At 59.8% G+C, this 14,825-nt stretch carries 12 protein-coding genes and 1 tRNA gene; 7 read left to right on the top strand and 6 right to left on the bottom strand.

The annotated features are described in order from the left end of the window. Positions 1 to 4 precede the first annotated feature (4 nt). The 5 genes from ACA055_RS16490 to ACA055_RS16510 all read left to right on the top strand — a co-directional run bounded on the left by ACA055_RS16490 (position 5) and on the right by ACA055_RS16510 (position 7,051). The gene (locus ACA055_RS16490; RefSeq protein ID WP_497679613.1) at positions 5 to 1,534 is read left to right on the top strand and encodes an AMP-binding protein; all 1,530 of its coding nucleotides are present in this window, start codon (positions 5 to 7) and stop codon (positions 1,532 to 1,534) included. Then, complete coding sequence (locus ACA055_RS16495) at positions 1,531 to 2,715, top strand: thiolase C-terminal domain-containing protein (protein ID WP_497679614.1); 1,185 nt, start codon at positions 1,531 to 1,533, stop codon at positions 2,713 to 2,715. The genes ACA055_RS16490 and ACA055_RS16495 overlap by 4 nt, the downstream gene beginning before the upstream one ends. 2 nt (positions 2,716 to 2,717) lie before the next feature. Then, positions 2,718 to 3,779: an alcohol dehydrogenase catalytic domain-containing protein gene (locus tag ACA055_RS16500; protein WP_497679615.1), complete on the top strand. Its 1,062-nt coding sequence runs from the start codon at positions 2,718 to 2,720 to the stop codon at positions 3,777 to 3,779. Then, positions 3,776 to 5,317 carry an acyl-CoA carboxylase subunit beta gene (locus tag ACA055_RS16505; protein WP_497679616.1) on the top strand — a complete coding sequence of 514 codons (1,542 nt, stop codon included), beginning with the start codon at positions 3,776 to 3,778 and terminating at the stop codon, positions 5,315 to 5,317. Before ACA055_RS16500 ends, ACA055_RS16505 begins: the two co-directional genes overlap by 4 nt. Before the next feature lie 186 nt (positions 5,318 to 5,503). Further along, the gene (locus ACA055_RS16510) at positions 5,504 to 7,051 is read left to right on the top strand and encodes an alkaline phosphatase D family protein (protein WP_497679617.1); all 1,548 of its coding nucleotides are present in this window, start codon (positions 5,504 to 5,506) and stop codon (positions 7,049 to 7,051) included. 198 nt (positions 7,052 to 7,249) lie between these two features. On the opposite strand, the gene ACA055_RS16515 is transcribed toward ACA055_RS16510, so the two are convergent. Next, positions 7,250 to 8,242, bottom strand: coding sequence for a GlxA family transcriptional regulator (locus tag ACA055_RS16515; protein WP_497679618.1), 993 nt, complete (start codon positions 8,240 to 8,242; stop codon positions 7,250 to 7,252). Between the two features lie 129 nt (positions 8,243 to 8,371). Here ACA055_RS16515 and ACA055_RS16520 point away from each other — a divergent pair, with 129 nt between their 5' ends. Together ACA055_RS16520 and ACA055_RS16525 are read left to right on the top strand one after the other, a co-directional pair. After that, entirely contained in the window at positions 8,372 to 9,616 is a 1,245-nt protein-coding gene (locus tag ACA055_RS16520; RefSeq protein WP_497679619.1) for an acyl-CoA dehydrogenase family protein, read from the top strand. Between the two features lie 36 nt (positions 9,617 to 9,652). Next, positions 9,653 to 10,384, top strand: coding sequence for an NAD(P)H-dependent oxidoreductase (locus ACA055_RS16525; protein ID WP_497679620.1), 732 nt, complete (start codon positions 9,653 to 9,655; stop codon positions 10,382 to 10,384). A gap of 26 nt (positions 10,385 to 10,410) precedes the next feature. On the opposite strand, the gene ACA055_RS16530 is transcribed toward ACA055_RS16525, so the two are convergent. The 5 genes from ACA055_RS16530 to ACA055_RS16550 all read right to left on the bottom strand — a co-directional run bounded on the left by ACA055_RS16530 (position 10,411) and on the right by ACA055_RS16550 (position 14,786). Continuing rightward, positions 10,411 to 10,485: transfer RNA gene (locus ACA055_RS16530), tRNA-Gln, on the bottom strand. A gap of 222 nt (positions 10,486 to 10,707) precedes the next feature. Beyond that, complete coding sequence (locus ACA055_RS16535) at positions 10,708 to 11,619, bottom strand: SphA family protein (RefSeq protein ID WP_497679621.1); 912 nt, start codon at positions 11,617 to 11,619, stop codon at positions 10,708 to 10,710. 106 nt (positions 11,620 to 11,725) lie between these two features. Next, the gene (locus ACA055_RS16540) at positions 11,726 to 12,787 is read right to left on the bottom strand and encodes an NADH:ubiquinone reductase (Na(+)-transporting) subunit F (RefSeq protein WP_497679622.1); all 1,062 of its coding nucleotides are present in this window, start codon (positions 12,785 to 12,787) and stop codon (positions 11,726 to 11,728) included. Positions 12,788 to 12,797: 10 nt separating this feature from the next. Next, complete coding sequence (locus ACA055_RS16545; RefSeq protein ID WP_497679623.1) at positions 12,798 to 13,157, bottom strand: phenol hydroxylase subunit P4; 360 nt, start codon at positions 13,155 to 13,157, stop codon at positions 12,798 to 12,800. 72 nt (positions 13,158 to 13,229) lie between these two features. Beyond that, a complete protein-coding gene (locus ACA055_RS16550; protein ID WP_497679624.1) occupies positions 13,230 to 14,786 on the bottom strand; it encodes an aromatic/alkene/methane monooxygenase hydroxylase/oxygenase subunit alpha in 1,557 nt (518 codons plus the stop codon). Positions 14,787 to 14,825: the final 39 nt, after the last annotated feature.

A 14,825-nucleotide genomic window follows, 5' to 3' on the forward strand; every position in this document is an offset into this window, starting at 1 on the left:
CACCATGGAAATGATTACCGACCACTTCGATGCCGGCGCAGATCGCCACCCGGATAACGTCTGCCTGCAGGGCGCAGGTTTCAGCCTCACCTACGCAGAGGTCCAAGCCGATTCCCATGCTATCGGCCATGCCTTGTCGCTGCTGAATCTGAGCTCGGCCCATGTCGGCGTACTGGCGCCTAATCACCCACTAAGCTTCGTCGCCATGCTGGGCGCCTTGCGTGCCGGGGCTACGTTCATTCCGCTGAATGCGCGTGATTCGATCGACAGCCTGATCTGGTTCATGAGTTTCACCCAGCTGTCCGTGCTGGTGCTGCACTCACAGTACGCCGAGCATGCCGAACGCATCCGCGCTGGCGTACCCACACTGAAAACCCTGATCGGGCTGGACGAGCCCATTGCCGAGTTGAGCATCGCCGCCTGGTGCAACGAGCACGCCGGCCAGCACTGCACGGTACGCAAATCGCTCGACGACACGGCCCTGATCAAATCCTCGGGTGGCACGACAGGACGGCCGAAGGCGATCATGCAAAGCCATCGTGCGCTGCTGGCCTGCTACCGCATCAGCAACCAGTTCATGCCACCGGCAAAAAGTCCGGCGCACTTGGTCGTGGCGCCGTTGACCCATGCCGCCGGTGCTACCGCCATGGCGCTGTCGAGTTTCGGTACGCGCAACGTGATCGCGCCCTCTGCCGATGCGGGCGCCGTCCTCGAAACCATCGAACGCGAACGCATCACCCACCTGTTCTTGCCGCCAACCCTGATCTACCGATTGCTGTCGCACCCGGATGCCAAGACACGCGATTGCTCGTCACTGGAATACGTGATCTACGGTGCCGCCCCGATGTCCGTGGACAAACTGCGCGAAGGCATCGCGTTGTGGGGACCGGTGTTCGTTCAGGCTTACGGCCAGTCCGAAGTGCCGGGAGTCATCACGGTGCTGACCCGCGAAGATCACATGCGTGACGGCAAGCACCTGGGTTCGGCCGGCCGCCCTACCGGCGCCTGCGAAGTGGCGCTGATGGATGAAGAAGGACGATTCGTAGAGCCCGGCGAACGCGGCGAGATCGTCGCCCGTGGCGAGTTGGTTGCCCCGGGTTACTACGACAACCCGCAAGCCAATGCCGAAGCCCGACGGTTTGGCTGGCACCACACCGGTGACATCGGCGTATTCGACGAAGGTGGTTACCTGTACATCGTCGACCGCACCAAAGACATGATCATCTCCGGTGGTTTCAACATCTACCCGAGCGAGATCGAACAGGTGATCTGGGCACATCCGGCGGTCATGGATTGCGCCGTGGTCGGCATACCCGATGCGGATTGGGGCGAGAAGGTCATCGCCGTCATCGAACTCAAGGCTGGCGCCAGCGCCACTGCCGAGGAATTCATAAACGTCTGCCGCGAAAAACTCGGCAGCCTGAAGACGCCCAAGCACGTGCTGTTCTGGGAGAGCCTGCCACGCAGCCCGGTCGGCAAGGTGTTGAAGAAAGACGTGCGTGCGCAACTCATCGCGCAGGAGCCTCAGCCATGACGACTGATGCTTCCCGTCTGGCTGGCCGCTACGCCATCGTCGGCGTCGGCGAGGCCGGTCTTGGTAAGGCGCAGCCGGGTGACACCGCGCTGTCGCTGCAATGCCGGTCGGCCCGCGCAGCCTTGCTCGACGCAGGGCTGACGCTGGCCGATGTCGATGGGGTATTTGCGCACTGGGACGACCGCGCCAACGCGCTGCTGGTGAGCGAATACCTGGGGATCACGCCGCGCTTTGTCGACAACACGGTGGTGGGCGGCGGTTCACCGCTCACCCATTTGATCCACGCCATGGCGGCGATTGAGGCCGGCTTATGCTCGGTGGCCCTGGTCACTTATGGCAGCACCCAGCGCCTGGATCACAGCCGCAACCGTGGCGGTGCGATCACTGACCCGCGCTCGCCGTCGGGCCAGTTCGTGTCGCCCTACGGCGTGCTCAGCCCGATCAGTTGGTACGCGATGCTCGCGCAGCAGTATTTGCATCGCTATCAGGCCAGCGCAGAGGACCTCGGCGAAGTGGCGATCAATGCGCGGCGCTGGGCGCAATTGAATCCACAGGCCACGCTGCGCAAGCCACTGACGATGGACGAATACCTGGCTTCGCCGCTGATCTCGGACCCCTTGCGCAAGGCCGATATCTGCCTGGTCAGCGATGGTGCCGGTGCGTTGATCCTCACCAAAGCCGAACACGCCCGCACGCTGGCCAAGTCACCCGTCTTCATCCGCGGCTTCGCCGATACCTATTTGCACCACGTGACCCCGCTCAGTTCCACCGACTGGCTCGACCCCGGCGTGATTGCCGGCTGTGCCAATCGTGCCCTGCGCATGTCAGGCATCGCGCGCAGCGAATTAAGCATGGTGCAGATCTATGACGCCTTCACCATCAACGTGCTGGTCGCGCTCGAAGCCATGGGTTTCTGCGCGCCAGGCCAGGCGGGCGTGTTCCTGCGCAGCGGCATCGCCGCACCCGGTGGCGCATTACCGGTGAATACCTCGGGCGGTGGGCTGGCCTTCAACCACTCCGGTCAGTTCGGCATGCAATTGATGATCGAATCCGTGCGTCAGCTTCGTGGCGAATGCGGTGAGCGTCAGGTTGCCAACGCCAGCAGCTGTCTGGTCCAGGCCAGTGGGCTGCTCATGTCGGCCTTCATGTCCATGGTGCTGGCGAACGGATCGGGTGACTGACCATGAGTGCGCCAACGCCCATACGCACCATGCAAGCCTTTCGCATGTTCGATTGGCATGACGGCGGTCGCCTGTGCGAAGTGCCTGTGCCGGTTCCCGGTCCCGGTGAAGTGCGCCTGCGGGTCGGCGGCAATGGCCTCTGTCAGTCCGATCTGCATGCACTGGACGATCTGTGCTGCTCGCCACCGCACCTGGATGTGCAACTGCCGATGACCCTCGGTCATGAGATCGCCGGCTGGATCGACGCGCTCGGACCGGGCGTCAACTGCTGGACAGTCGGTCAGGGGTGTGCCGTGAGCATTCCCGGCTGTGGTCACTGCCGAGCCTGCATCGACGGCTGGAATAACTATTGCTCCACGTCGCGGCGCATCTACGGCGGCGGGTACGACGGCGGACTCGCCGAATACGTGGTGGTGAACGAAGACTGTCTGGTCGATATCGGTAATCTGGAACCCTGGAAAGTCGCGCCGCTGACCGATGCCGGACTCAGCTCCTACCACGCGGTCAAGCGCGTCGCCCCCCTGCTGCAACCCGGCAGTAGCGTGCTGGTCATTGGTGTCGGTGGGCTGGGGCATATCGCAATCGCCGCGCTTGGCGCGATCACCGCGGCCCAGGTCATTGCGATCGATACCCGAGTCGAGGCGTTGGGGCTGGCCGTCAGTCAAGGGGTGGATCGGGTTTTGGATGCCACCGATTTAACACCTGAATTGTTTTTAAAGCGTATTGGCCGGGTCGATGCGGTGCTGGATTTTGTCGGCAGCGGCGACACGATACGTCTTGCTGCCGGTGTGATTCGCCCACTCGGGCACATCGTGATCGTCGGTCGGGGACGCGGCGCATTCGAGCTACGCGATGGCGCGCTGCCCTACGGCGCGATGATCAGCACCACCTTCGGTGGCAGCAAGTCCGAGCTGATCGAACTCATCGCGCTGGCCTCCGCCGGACGCCTGCCGATCCACCTGAACCGCCATCGGCTGGATGAAGTCCCGCACGTTTTGAGCAAACTGCGTCGCGGCGAAATCGTCGGACGTGCCGTCATAATTCCCAATGAGACTTACCGATGACCTGCGAACACCTATCACCAGAACAGGAACTACAGGCCCGCCGCACGAGCACCCTGCAAATGGGCGGCGAAGCCAAGCTTCAGGCGCGCCGCGACGCCGGCGTGCTTAACGCACGTGAACGCCTGGAAGGTCTGCTGGACCCGCAGTCCTTCAGCGAGATCGGCATGCTCGCCCATTCTTCCCGCCCCGAGGATCGCGACAGCACACCCGCCGACGGCAAGATCACCGGCTTCGGTCGCATCGACTCGCGTCGAGTAGCGGTCGTGTCCAACGACATGACGGTGAAAGGCGCGTCGTCCTCGTGGATCAATGCGCGCAAGATCGCGTACATGAAGGAATGCGCCACGCGCAACGGCATGCCGTTGATCTTTCTCGGCGAATCGTCCGGCCAGCGGATGCAGGACGCGATGGGCGCAGCGAGCATGGCCAGTGGCGGTCAGGATGCCCAGCAATACTGCCGGCGCCGCGAGATTCCCTGGGTCAGCGCGGTGCTCGGCCCTTGCTTTGGCTCGGCGAGCTGGTATTCGTGCCTGTCCGACTTCACGGTGATGCGCAAGGGCGCACTGCTCGCCGTCTCCAGCCCCAAGGTCACCGCCGTGGCGATCGGTGAATCATCGGATACCGAAGAGCTTGGTGGCTGGCGCATGCACGCTGAAATCACCGGGCTGGCCGACATGGTCGTCAACAATGACCAGGAAGCGTTAATCGCCATCCGAAGGTTTCTCAGCTATCTGCCCTCCCACTCGAAAGAGACGCCCGCCGTGCTGCCCTGCGAGCCCGAGGACCGCCCGGATTCGTCAGGACCTGAAACCATCGTCCCCATCGAGCGCGCCAAGACCTACGACATGCGCAAGCTACTCGCCACACTGGTCGATCGCGACAGCCTGTTTCCCCTCAAGGACCGCTTCGGCCGTTCGGTCGTCACCGCCCTCGCCCGTCTTGAGGGTGCCAGCATCGGTATCGTCGCTTCCAATCCGCAGTTCAAAGGCGGTGCGCTGGACGCCGACGCCTGTCGTAAGGCCACCGGGTTTATCGCCATGTGCGACTCGTTCAACATCCCGCTGGTATTCCTCGTCGATACGCCCGGTTTCCTTGTCGGCATCGAAGGCGAGAAACGCAGCGCGCCCGCACACATCATGAACATGATTCACGCCGTGCAACTGTGCTCGGTACCGAAGCTCTCGGTGATCGTGCGCAAAAGTTTCGGCCAGGCCTACTTGAATTTCGGCGGCGGCCGCAACAGCGACCAGTCGGCGGCCTGGTGCATGGCCGACGTCAGTTTCGTCGACCCCGGCGTTGCGGTCAGCGTCGTGCATGACGTGACGCGCGAAGCCGATCCCGAGCGCTACGACCGGCTGCACGCTGAATTCTCAAAAGACACCTCGGCCTTTGCCCTGGCCGGTGCGATGGGCACGCATGAGGTGATTGCACCGGGAGAAACCCGTCGCTTTCTCGTCGAGGCACTGGCGGCTCAGCGACGCGGGATCAATAACGGGGTCGGGCGGCATGAAATGAGTACATGGCCGACGTACTTTTGAGCTGCGGGTTGCCCGCACTTTCCGGCAATCAGAAGAACAGTACTGGAGGTGGCAAAAGGCATGAGATCAGAAAACCAATAGGTACTAGCAAACGGCCTGTCCGATTCAGAAAAGCTGGCTATCCTTGCCGCAACCCCTCCGCCTAACGGCGCTGGAGCTCTTCTTCTCTGTCAATGAGGACTGCATATGGATTCGTTCGGTCCGTTTCTTAGCTTTCGAGGTATCGACAATCAGAAATACTGCGTATCGGCGCTCCTGGTTCAGGGGTTGGACAAGCCACCACCGGCCTACCAGGTGCTGCCGGAGCATGACGCCTCGCTGTTGTTGATCGCGCAAATCCCCTTCAAGAGTCCCAGCATGGCTGTGTGGCGGCTGGACATGAAGATCCAGCAGGGAGCTGCGGAGCTAAAGGTCAACTATTCCCTCGGCGGCGAGTCCAGCATGTTCCACGTACCCTGCCAGGGTCAGGCACCGAGCATCGCCTATGCTTCGTGCAATGGCGTCTCCGACGTGAAATACCTGCGCGCACTGGGTACGCGCTACGGGGAGCGTTGGGTCAACCTCGCCGAGGCCCACAAGAAGGCCAGGTACAATCTGCTGATCATGGGAGGAGATCAGATCTACAGCGACGAGCTGCTGCAGAGCCGCGGTCCCCTCAACGACTGGTACAAGATGTTTTCCTGGAACCGGGATGACGAAGAGTGGACCGAGGAAATGGAGGTTCAGGCAGACGAGTTCTTCGCAAACGTCTACCCGCGCTACTGGTCCAGGCCGGAACTGCTCGAGATGCTCAAGTCAGTACCTACGCTGATGATGTGGGACGATCACGACATCATCGATGGCTGGGGCTCCTATCCCCAAGCCCTGCACGAAAGCCCGGTGCACCAGGGGTTGTTCCGGATCGCGACGAGCTACTTCCGCATTTTCCAACAGCAAATCCGCGAAGATGAAACGCGCCCCGGGGCGATCACCCGTCAAGGCCACTCGTTCGCTTTCGGCGGTCTCGGCAACATGGCCATCGTGGTACCTGATCTCAGGTATGAGCGTTCCCCGGACATCAAAACCAAGCACCACAAACTCAAGCAGCCCACGCAAATCATGTCGCAGCAGAGCATCGACGAGATGTTCGGTTGGATCAAAAACTTGCCAGACAGCGGCCATTCGCACCTGCTGTTCGTGTCCAGCATACCGGTGTCCTTCGTCAGTCTGGCGTTACTCGAGGCGCTAGTGGGCTGGATTCCAGGTGAGATCGGTCCTGAGGACGACTTCCGCGACCATTGGCGGCACCAGCCGCACAAGAACGAACGCAAGCAACTGATCAACGGCCTGCTGGACTTCGCCAAGGACAAGACCTGCAAGGTCACCATCGTGTCCGGCGATGTGCACGTCGCCGCAGCCAGCGTCATCCGGTCTGCGAGCCCGAAGCATGGCAACCACGGGGCCGAGGTCATCCACCAGCTGATTTCGACGGGCATCATCCATCCCCCCATGCATCCGCTCGCAATCAGCAGCCTGGAAGCCATCACCAGCAACCGCGAACAGATTGACACCGACCTGACGGCCGATATGCAACCCATCGGTTACGACGGTAAATGCCTGATTGCCAGCCGCAACTGGCTGTCTATCGAGCCCGACAAAAAGGAGGACACACGTCGTCGGCTCTGGGTGAAATGGCACGTGGAGGGCCATGAGCATCCCATCCTGCGGGTCATCGATCCGGTACGCGAGTCTTGAGCATCCGCTCATGAAGTGATCGAGCGCAAACGCCGCGCAGGCTCAAAGCTAAAGCGGCAAACCATGCATTTGGACGAAAGAGGATGTGTTGCGAGGAGGAAGGATGCCGACCCAAAGCAAGCGTGGGACAGACTCCCAACTCCTCGCAATCAACCCTGTCTGTAAAGCTCATGGCGGCGTCCTCTACCAACCCTGCTTTCAATCCGCCGCTGGCAACTGAAACCTCGCTCGATAAGCCCCCGGCGTGAATCCAACGCGCTCACGAAACAGGCGAGTAAACGAGCTGATATCGCTATACCCGACATATTGAGCGATTCGCTCGGTGCTCAGGTCGCCGGCCTCCAGTAATGCCCGGGCGGTGTCGATGCGCAAGTTCTGTAAATAGGTCAACGGTGACTGCTCAAGCACTGCGTTGAAGCGGCGTATCAAGGTGCGTTCGCTGACTGCCAGCCTCTGTGCCAGGTCTGTCATGCGTACCGGTTCGGCCATGTGATCCTGAAGCCACTTCTGTGCGCGTTGAATCAAGGGATCGTTGTGTGTCTTGTCGGCAATCAGCGGCTGCAGAGGCGTCTGTGTCGTCTGGGTCAAATCGATCAGCATGCTACGAGCGCACTGCATGGCTATTGCCTTCCCCGCAAATTGGTTGAGCACGTGAATGGCTTGCAACAAAAAGGTGGCATGTGCGCCGCCACACACCAGACGCTCGGACTCGGTCACCAATGGACGCATTTGCAAATCGACCTGCGGGAATCGCTCGCGAAAATGCCTCTCCAGCCACCATGTGGTCGTTGCGACTTTGTCATTGAGCAAGCCCGTATCGGCGAGCAAAAAGGTGCCCGTGCAATTCGCACAGAGCCAAGCACCCTGTCGCCATTGCTTGACCAGCCAGTCGCGCACAGCGGCCTGATTCTCCAGGAACTGCTGAAACGATTGCCAGCCCCGGTAATGCAGGCTGGGGATGAAGACCAGGTCGTAATCCTGGTTTTTCGGCAGGGGCCGCATGGCAAGCTCAAGCCCGTTGCTCGTGCGCACAGGCAGCCCGTTCTGCGAGATGAAATGCCATTCAAACAGCCCGGCTGACGGCATCCCCTGCTTGGACATATGCGCGTTGGCGACCTGAAGCATGTCGGCAAATCCTCCAATAACGGAGGCATAGGAATCGTCAAAACCCAGAATCGCAACGGTAGGCATGGCAGCACCTTTTTAAGTGGACATGGCGATACTCGCATATTTACAGTCGTTTTTGCCTATTACGTCATCCCATGGCGCTCTTTACAGTTCTTGCCATGTTGCTTCCCTCAACTTCAGACGAGAAAACGCATGTTCCCTGTTGCCGATGCTTGCGCCAATACGATTCCCCGCTACCAGGACAGCCTGTACCACGACCTGAATACCCCGCAAGAAATCCTGGCCATTCGCCAGGAGGTTCGTCGCTTCGCTGATGAACATGTCGCACCGGTGGCTTATGCCATCGGCCACACCGAGGAGTCCGTCGCCGCCTTCCCGCGTGACTTGTTCGCCAAAATGGCCAAGGCAGGTTTGTTCGGCATCCCCTTTGCTGCCGACGTTGGCGGACGGGGACTCAAGTTCCCGGCCGCAGCCACTGCCGTGATGATTGAAGAGCTGGCTTACCATTCCAATTCGGTGGCCGCCATCGTCGACGTGCATTGCATTCTCGCGGGCAATGCGCTGAAACACGGGTCAGACTCGATCAAGCAACGCTACCTCACGCCCTTGCTCAACGGCGACAAGATCGGGAGCTTCGCCACTACCGAGCCGGACGCCAGTACCGATCTGAGCATCGAGGCCATGCGCACCCACGCCACGCGTACCGAGGATGGCTACATCGTCAACGGCCACAAACGCTTCATTTCCAACGCCCCCGTCGCCGACTTTGTTGTATTGCTCTGCGTCGATGGCGCGCGCATGACCGAGCTCGTGGTCGAATTGAATTGGCCGGGTGTCCAGGTTGGCGAACCCGACAAGAAAATGGGCAACCATGGCCAGCTGACGGCGGACATCCACTTCGACAACGTCAGGGTGCCAATGGCCAACGTTGTTGGCCAGCCGGGTCAAGGCCTCAAGATAGCGCTGCAAACGCTGACATACGGACGAGTAGGGATTGCCGCGAGTGGGACAGGCATGGCCCAGGCATTGTTTGATCACAGTGTCGAGCGCCTCAAGACCCGCCGGGCTTTCGGCAAAGCCATCGCGCAGTTCCAGCACTGGCAATTCAAGATGGCTGAGCGCTCCACTGAAATCGAAAACGCCCGCAATCTGTATCTCAAGGCGGCGTTACGCATGGACGAGGGTCATGCTTTCCCGGAACCCGAGGCCGCGATGGCCAAATGGTACGGCACTAACCTCGCCGGTGAATTCGCCCGTGATGCCGTACAGATCTTTGGTGGTTATGGATTTATGCGCGAACTGGCGGCAGACGGTTCGCACTACCGGGTCGAAGAAATCTACCGCGACTGCAAGATCGCCGAGATCTATGAGGGCACCAATGAAATTCAGAAACTGGTCATCGCACGCGGCATCTTTGGTAAAGAGATCACGGGCTGATGGGTCCACAACCCTGGCTCACGGGAGATAGATCCAATGCACATTCTTATTGTTCAGGCGCACAACGAGTCGCAGTCATTCAATACAGCCATGAAAAATCTGGCGGTCGAAGAACTGCAGGAGCAAGGCCATACCGTCGACGTGTCTGACCTGTATGCCATGCGCTGGAATCCGGTTGCCGATGCAGCGGATTTTGGCAGCCGTGCCAATCCAGAGTACCTGACCTATGCGCTGGAGCAGCGTCACAACTATTCGCAACGCACGCTGGCACCTGATATCCAGCGGGAATTGGACAAGTTGCTAAGAGCGGATCTTGTGATCTTCAACTTCCCGATCTATTGGTTCTCGATGCCGGCGATCATGAAAGGCTGGATTGACCGCGTACTGATTTCAGGGGTTTGCTACGGCGGCAAGCGCTTTTACGACCAGGGCGGTCTGGTGGGCAAGAAGGCCATGCTCGCCATCACCATTGGCGGTCTGCCACACATGCTGGTCCGGGACGGCGTGCACGGTGAGCTCAACGATATGCTTCGTCCCATCCTGCGCGGCACGCTGGCCTATACCGGGATGGCGGTGCTGCCAACCTTTGTTGCGCATCATGTGCCGTACATCTCCCGAGAGGCACGCGCCGATCTGTTAGAGCAGTACCGCCAGCACTTGCGTTCGCTCGACACACTGCAAACGCTTGCGTTCGTCTCGCTGGATCAATTCGACGAAAAGCTGCATCCGATTTCTTCATCCCGGACTCGCGCAATGCCTGCCGGCTGAGTCCTGCCTGGGATGACGAAGGAAAATGGCAGGGGCGGCTGGATTCGAACCAACGCATGGCAGGATCAAAACCTGCTGCCTTACCGCTTGGCGACGCCCCTGTATCTGCTGCTACGAGTACAAGCCCTGTAAGGGCCTGTGCAAGAACGCGCGCAATCTATCAACTTTTTCATCACCTTGGAAGCCCAAAATAATTGTTTTAAAACAGCCACCTACCACTGCCTGAGCAAGAGAAACGCTGATTCAGGCCAAGCGTACGGCAGGTGGCGGGTCACACAGGGGATACCGCGCCGTCGAGCGTCCCTGTCAACCTAAGGAACCCATCAAAAAGGCACCGTCAACTTCACCCAATAGGCATTACCTTCTGCGCGGTTACGAACCTGGGTTTCCTGTTCCCATTTGGCGGTTAAAAACCAGCCCTTGTCGCTCGTGTATTTCACCGAAGGGCCGATCGCCATCGCCCGCCCCTTATTGTCTTTGACACGTTCGCCGTCCTTGCGGTCGTCCGTGGTCTGGTAGAGCACGTACCCGCCCACACCCAGCACCCAGCAATTGCCCAAGCCCCAACCTACGGCGTAATCCACGTGCAGTTCCTGGCCGGAACGGTAGTCGGTGGCGCTGTTGCGCAGGTTGAAGTCATACATGGTCTTGGCGTCGATGTTGAGCCCGTTCGGGTCGATGTAAGACACCGCCAGTACAGGTTCAACCACCCAGTAGTTGCGCCCGATATTTGCCAGGTCGCCGCGATCGTATTCGCCGGTGGGGGCGATGAAATCAAGGGCGAGGATGCTGTGCAGTTTTTCGCTGTGATGAAAACCCAGTGCCGGCCCGAAGATCATGTCACCCAGGCCCTGTTTGCTCTGCGACTGGCCATTGACTTCAACCTTGAGGTCTACCAAAGGCGCGATGACATGGAACGCCAGGCTCCCGCCGAACACCTGCTGCTCGGTAACCCAGATCAGCCTCGGCGCAATGGCATTAGCCCGTACCCGGAAGTCCACGGGCACTTTATCGCCGCGATTGTCGCGCAGGGAATCGGCCTCGTAGTGATTGATAAAAAACTGCGAATATAGCCCCGGCGGAGGCATCGCCCCGGACATGTAGTTCTCTGAGCCCATCGGGTAGGAAGACCCGCCGTTTTCAGCTGCGTGGACAATGGCGCTGGTGGCCGCCAGCACGCTCAAGCCGGCATGGCACAGATGACGGGAACACTTCGCTCTCGATACAGCTTTCATAGTCGATGACCTTTTGTTGTTTTTATAGTCAGCCGGAGCCCTGCTGACCGTCGGGAGGTCAGCAGAGCCCGGCATTTATCTACGGTGAACTTGGATCTACTGAGACTCAGATCCGTTTGAACAGCGCTGACCGCGTGTTCTGCGTGGCCCCGTCGGCGGCGCTGTAGAAACGCTCCATGAAGATGTCGCGTTCAAACAAGCGCCCTTGCATCAGGCAGGTAATCGCCGAATCGATCATCACCGGCGGCCCGCACAGGTAAGCCTTGCGACTGCTGAAGCGACCGTCGAAATGGTGTTTCACCGCGTCGTGCACATAGCCCTTGAAGCCTGTCCACTCGGCGTCGTCCGCCGCTTGGCTGAGCGCCGGCACGTAGGTGAAATTGGCGTGATCCCGCGCCAGGGCCTCGAACAATTCGCGGTTGTACAATTCGGCGCGATTGCGAGCGCCTTGGAACAGCACGATCTGGCGCGCATCACCGGCTTCCAACAAGTCGAGAATCATCGACTGAGGACTCGACAAGCCCGAGCCGCCGGCGATGAAAATCAAATCACCGTCTTGGGATGTCCGCACGAAGAACTGCCCATAGGGACCGGACATTTCCACCCCATCGCCGACCTTCAATTCGTCATGAATCCTGGCAGTGGCCACCCCACCCTCGACGCGGCGCACATGCAGTTCGACTTCGTCTGCACGGCTCGGCGGGTTGGCCAGTGAAAACGCCCGCGTGCCTTCAATCCCCGGCAATTGCAGGTTGATGTACTGACCGGCCTGGAAGGCCATCGGCCGATCAAGCTTGAGGTGCACACCTTTGATCGTGGGCGACAGATCGACCAGTGCCGTGACAACGGCCCGATAGTCCTCCACGGGATGGCCGAGGAAGTCCGGGTCCGCGTCGATATCCGCCTCGATCACCATGTCGCTCTGCGGAATCGCACAGCAGGCCAGGACCTTGCCTTCATCCCGCTCCATATCCATCAGGGCGAAAGACGACGCCGCGCCCACATCCGCCTCGCCTTCGAGCACCTGAACCTTGCAGGTGGCGCAGGTTCCGTGGCCACAGGCGAACGGCAGCCAAACCCCTTGGCGCAATGCCGCCTGAAGGATGGTCTGGCCCTCCTCCACCTCGATCTGTTCACCCGTGGGTTCGATGGTTACTTGGTAGCTCATCACCGGTTCCTCAGTTGAAAGTGCCGGCAATGCCGTTCAAGCCTGGCGTATTGAGGTGCAGCAGGCTTTTGTGGTCGATGCCATTGTCGATCAGACTCGCCGCGTAGTCCGGGGTGAACGGCTGATCGTTGAGACGCCACACTGCCTGGCTGAAATCGACGTGTGGCGCATCCGGGTGTTGCGAGATCGAAGGCTTGACCACCTGCTCGATAAACTCACCGAATGGCATCGCCGGTGGCAGCGGCAAGGTAAACGGGGCGCAAAACATCAGGTGTCTTTCCCAGCACAGGTACACCAGTTGCAAGCCATGGAACTTGTCCTGGCTATCCAGGGGTTGGGCCTCATAGGCGCCAATAGCGGTCACGGGCATGATCTTGTCCTTATTCTTGTCAGGTAGAAATGGAAGCGAACACGCAGGTCCGCTTCGGTCCAGCGTCAGGCTTCAACCGGTCTTGAGCAGATCTGGGTCTACGGGGGTGGCCGGCGCGCTGTTGCGATCGTTCGGGTGCCAGTCCTGCCAGCGCCGATGCTCGGAGGAGCCCAGGTACTCGAAGTTGTCCTGGCCGGGATTGATGTTGTAGTAGTCGCGTACAACCGACTCGACATCCCCGCCACCGCAATTGCCCTGCAGGATCTGGTGCACCGGCAACCAGGCCTGGATGTATTTGGTCGGCTCGTATTCAAAGATGTCGCAGCAACCCTGGGAGCAGAAGTGATAACGCTCACCCTCGTGCTCGGCACTGCGATGGCTCAGCGTCGTCGGATCATCCGGCTCGCTGAACCCCAGCGGGATCTGGCAGATCTGGCAGAGCATCGGCAGGGTCGGGTTGTAGAACCGCTCGCCCTTCTCTTGCAGCGCACGCCAGTGTTCGAAGCGCGGGCGGTAGATTTTGTCGAAGGTGTCCGGGTACTTTTCCGAGAGCCAGTCCAGCTCTTCGTCAGTGGGCATCCAGGTGTGGAAGTTGGTCGCCTGGCTGTACTGGTAGAAGATCGCCCAGGCCTGGTGGCTGATGTGATCCTTGCCGATGTTGGCCTCTTCGACATGCTTGGGCGGACGGATGCCGTAACGCTCCAGGTCCTTGAACAGCGCGCCACCGGCCTCTTCGAAGTACACACCCCAGGCCTCAGACCAGGACATGACTTTGTTCGGCAGCATGTAGTCCATCATCATTCCCACCAGCGTCAGCAGGCGGTAGCCACGCCAGAACCACTTGTCGATCCAGCGCTGGATGATCGGCACGTTGTCTTCGTGCTGCTCAAGCAAGAACTTGATCACCTCAAGGCCCAGGGTCATGTGCCGGGCTTCGTCGGATTGTGCGGAGAAGCCGAAGGTGACCGTGGCCATGTCGCCGTTGAACGCTGCGCCGGACATGAACGGCACGAACAGCAGGTTGGTCAGCACGTACTCGAACGAAAACGAAATCGCCGTGAGGAACTCGAACGGCCCTGCGGTGCGTGCGTCCTCGAAGAACGATTTGGGCACCGAGAGGAACCACACCCGGTCGTGCATATGGGCAAAATCATGCAAGCCGTTGAAGTGCTTGTTGTAGTGACTCATGGCGTGAATCTGGGTCTGCACGTGGCGCAGTTCGTCGATGGCCTGCATCTGGCAGGCAATCCGCGCACCGGCGCCGCTGAATTGCCGGCCCACCCGGGCGAAGCCTTGATACGCCTGATACTCCAGTGGTGTGACCCCCGACAGGAACAGCTTCAGCGCGTTGACGTAACGGGCGTCCGACAACGTGGTATGGCCATTATTTTGCGAGAACGCATCGAAGATCGCGTAGAGCTTTTTCTCTTTCTCGGCCTGGTATTTCCAGTAGGTGTCCATGGTCAAGCGGAACGGGTCTTCCCACTTGTCCCAGTCGGTGATCTTGATCCCTTCGAAACGTTCGTGCGGATAGATATCCTCGTGGGTCTGGTAGCTCGGCTCCCAATCCAGGTCACGGGTCATGCAGCGGTATTTTTCTTTGGCATTGAGGCGTTTTTTCACGGCCATGATGATTCTCCGGAATTCTTGTTATCGATCAAACGCTGA

The organism is Pseudomonas sp. LBUM1657, from assembly GCF_059716075.1.